The 3,399-nt window shown below is 67.9% G+C and carries 4 protein-coding genes, 1 tRNA gene and 1 pseudogene; 3 read left to right on the forward strand and 3 right to left on the reverse strand.

Features of this window, described 5'->3' with window-relative positions; all coding sequences use genetic code 11:
* The coding region (locus DEU32_RS16770) for a VOC family protein (protein WP_147281501.1) at positions 1-555 on the reverse strand (555 nt) is incomplete at its 3' end.
* 75 nt (positions 556-630) lie between these two features.
* The gene (locus DEU32_RS16775; protein ID WP_058740569.1) at positions 631-1,125 is read right to left on the reverse strand and encodes a MarR family winged helix-turn-helix transcriptional regulator; all 495 of its coding nucleotides are present in this window, start codon (positions 1,123-1,125) and stop codon (positions 631-633) included.
* A gap of 81 nt (positions 1,126-1,206) precedes the next feature.
* Here DEU32_RS16775 and DEU32_RS16780 point away from each other — a divergent pair.
* Positions 1,207-1,278, forward strand: a tRNA-Gln gene (locus tag DEU32_RS16780).
* Positions 1,279-1,518: 240 nt separating this feature from the next.
* Here the strand turns inward: DEU32_RS16780 and DEU32_RS16785 are convergent.
* The gene (locus DEU32_RS16785; RefSeq protein WP_114851549.1) at positions 1,519-2,223 is read right to left on the reverse strand and encodes a hypothetical protein; all 705 of its coding nucleotides are present in this window, start codon (positions 2,221-2,223) and stop codon (positions 1,519-1,521) included.
* A gap of 16 nt (positions 2,224-2,239) precedes the next feature.
* Here DEU32_RS16785 and DEU32_RS16790 point away from each other — a divergent pair, with 16 nt between their 5' ends.
* Positions 2,240-2,662 (forward strand): hypothetical protein, encoded by a 423-nt coding sequence (locus tag DEU32_RS16790; protein WP_114851550.1) that lies wholly within the window; start codon positions 2,240-2,242, stop codon positions 2,660-2,662.
* 24 nt (positions 2,663-2,686) lie between these two features.
* Positions 2,687-3,079: pseudogene (locus DEU32_RS17350) on the forward strand (DJ-1/PfpI family protein); the annotation flags it as partial.
* Positions 3,080-3,399: the final 320 nt, after the last annotated feature.

The following is a 3,399-nucleotide window of genomic DNA, read 5'->3' on the forward strand; positions in this document are numbered from 1 at the left end:
CCAGACCCTCGACTGGGACAGCCCAGCCGAGGCCCTGACCCGACTACTCTCAGAACCCCAACAAGGCGGTGTTGCAACCACCCCCTGAAACCGCCACGGGCGACCCGACGGTTCCTGCTCCACCGACGCGGGGTCGCCGCCACCCGGGTTCGCCACGACCTCCCAGAGGTGGCCGTCCGGGTCCTGGAAGAAGCCGGACCACATCCCCCACGGGCGCGTGTACGGCGGCGCGAGCATCGTCGCTCCGGCGGCACGGGCCCGGTCGAGGAACGCCTGCGCCTCGGCCTGCGAGTCGGTGAAGTGCCCGATCGTCGTGCTCGGTCCGGCGGCTAGGTCGACGCCGGAGTCCTTCCGCATGTCCTCGCGGCCGTAGACGCTCACGATCAGCCCGTCGTCGAGCGTGAACATCGCCGTCGTGCCGCCCGCGGTGGTGTCGGTGGCCGGGTACTCCGTCCCGATGACGCCGCTGCCCTCGATCCCGAGGAGGGCGCGGTAGAACGCGGCGGAGCGGGCGACGTCGGCGACGGCGAGGGCGATCGCGTGTAGGGGCGGCACGGTAGTCCGGCCGCGGTCGGCGCGCACCGGGTCTGGCGCGTACGTCAGGCGCGTTGCGCCGGTGTTCGTCGGTCGCTAGTCGCCGAGGCCCAGGATGAGCCGGCGGAGCAGCGCGGCGAGCTGCGCCTGCTCGTCGTCGGACACCCCGGTCAGGATGTCCCGCTCGGCCCGCAGCAGGTCCGCGATCGCGGCGTCGACCGCGGCGCGTCCGCGGCTCGTCAGCGAAACGAGGATGCCCCGGCCGTCCTTCGGGTCGGTGCGGCGGCTCACGAGCCCGCGCGCGGCGAGCCGGTCCACGCGGTTCGTCATCGTGCCGCTCGACACCAGGGTCTGCTGCAGCAGCGACTTCGGACTGAGTTCGTACGGTTCCCCCGCACGGCGCAGCGCCGACAGGACGTCGAACTCCCACGGCTCGACGTCGCTCGCGTCGAATGCAGCCCGGCGTGCACGGTCGAGGTGCCGGGCGAGCCGGTCCACGCGGGACAGCACCTCGAGCGGGCCGAAGTCCAGGTCGGGGCGTTCGCCACCCCACGCCGCGACGATCCGGTCGACCTCGTCCTGCTGCGGCATCCCTCCATCTTGGCCGAACCGACGGCGCGCAGCCAGCGTCCGCGTCGTGGGAGGATGGTCGGTGCACCCGGACGGGTGTGTTCCGCCTTGGTGTAACGGCAGCACGACGGCCTTTGGTGCCGTTAGGTCCGGGTTCGAATCCTGGAGGCGGAGCGCGGGGGTGTTCGGAGGTTTCGGCGATCTTAGTCGGAGTATTCGAGCGTGACAGCAGGCCGAGGTGGAAAACAGCGCTCAGCTCCGCTCCCACGGTCGCTCGTCCTGTCCCGACGACCGCTGGGGAGCGTACCGCGACGCGTGCCTTGGTCTGCGTTCGCTTCGAGGAACGACGAATACCCCCTGCCGGACGTGGCGAGGGGGAGTTCAGGGTCTATGAAGTTTGGAGGCGCGGGCTCGTCAGTCCAGTAGTTGGAACTCTGGTAGCTGCGCGATTGCGTTGAAGCCGTTTCGAGTGTCGTGCTCGTCGAGGGTGAGGGTGCTCAGGCCGCCCTCGAACAGGGCAGGGCTGGTGTTGTTCATGCGGTTGATGGGCGCGAGGCTCAGTCGCTCCTTCAGCCACTCGATGATGCGAGCGAGGTTTGCGCTTGCAGCTGCGAATGCGGCAGCGAGCTCGACAAACCAGGGTCCGCGGACGCGACGCCTCATAGCCACTCCGAGGGCTTCGCGATCGGCGTCTTTGAGGCGCGAGTTGCCGTTCTCGACATTGTTGCGCTGGCCGAACCAGGCACGCTGCTCGACGGAACCGTACTCGAACTCCTGGTGGTACTTCAGGTGACGCTGATTCAACACACCCGGGCGATTGCTGAGGTTGCCCGGGACCTTGACGGTCTTCCCGGGCACTTTGAGTTCCACGACTTCGCCGGATTCGGGATCGAACTCGACCTCATCGCTCTTGAACGTGGGATAGGTGTACTGCCGGGCGCCCGTCTGGTCGAAGTTGCTGCGCGGCTTCAAATGGTACTTGCTGCGCGAGCTCCGACGCTTCGTCGCGAGTGCCTCGGCCTCAGCGCGAGCGGCGCTTTGCGCTTCTTCCGGTAACTCTTCAATGGCGGCAAGTCGTGCCTGGTGAGTTTGTTCGAGGAAGATGAGGGTTGAGGGCATGCAAGGAGCACCGACCATGCACGACGCCTCAGAACCCGACGCGCTCGACCTGCCCGGGCACACCGGCGTGCCCGCTGACAGCGCCAGCACCTTGTTCTCCGCCTCTGAGGACCCGGTGAAGCAGGCCGCCATCGACCGGTCGATCGCCGCGCACCACACCCTCGCAGCGCTCCCGGACGTTCGCTTCGCCACCGACAACACGATCGTCACCGTCCTGCACCCAGGGTTCGAACTCCTCGACGTCGTCGGGCCGTTCCACTTCCTCGCAGGCACCGGCGCGACCGTGCACCTCGCCACCACCGGCGACACCCTCGCCCCGGTGCCCAGTGGCAGCGGTGCGTCCCTCATCCCCACCCTCACCCTCGCCGAGGTCCCGACACCGGTCACAGTCCTCCTCGTCCCCGGCGGCGACACCGGTGTCCTCCTCCGCGACACCTAAGCCCTCGCTGATCTTCGACGGCTCAGCGATGATGCCGAGTACGTCACCAGCGTCTGCTCCGGATCGATCGCCCTCGCAGCAGCGGGACTCCTCGACGGGCGCCGTGCGACCTCGCACTGGTCCGTCCGGCATCTCCTCCCCGGGTATGGCGCCACCGAGGTCAACGAGCGCGTCGTCAAAGACGGCAACCGCCTCACCGCCGCTGGCGTCACCGCCGGCATGGACCTCGCAATCCGGCTTGTGTCCTACCTCTGTGGCGACACACTCGCGCGCTTCGCCGTCCTCGGAGCCGAATACGCACCCGAACCGCCGTTCACCACCGGCATGCCCGAGCAAGCAGGCACCGCGCTCACTGAACTCTCCCGCGACTTCCTCGCGCCACTCGAGGAAGAACTGCGCGCACAACCAGCGCGGTAACCAAGAGACCACCCAGTCACCGCCGCGGACGGTGTGACTATGCACTCACGCGATCAGCCAGAACCTGAGGAGAGCGCCCTCGACTGGGTATGCGAAGCGTTCGACGCACGCTCGGCGACACCAGTGCCGTCTGACGATGAAACCGCTGCCGACTCCGCCAGCAGCAACCCATCACAGCAGCGCTACTCCTAGATGCCAGCGCTTGATCGTCAACCGGACGGCACTTCTGTCGCCAACTGCTCGCCATGCCCCACCCACGTCTGAAACGGCACGACCGATCGATAGGGGCAGCGATGCTGAATCTGCAGTTCCTTGCGCCG

Origin of the sequence: Curtobacterium sp. AG1037, from assembly GCF_003349855.1 — a bacterium.
Lineage (GTDB): Bacteria > Actinomycetota > Actinomycetes > Actinomycetales > Microbacteriaceae > Curtobacterium > Curtobacterium citreum.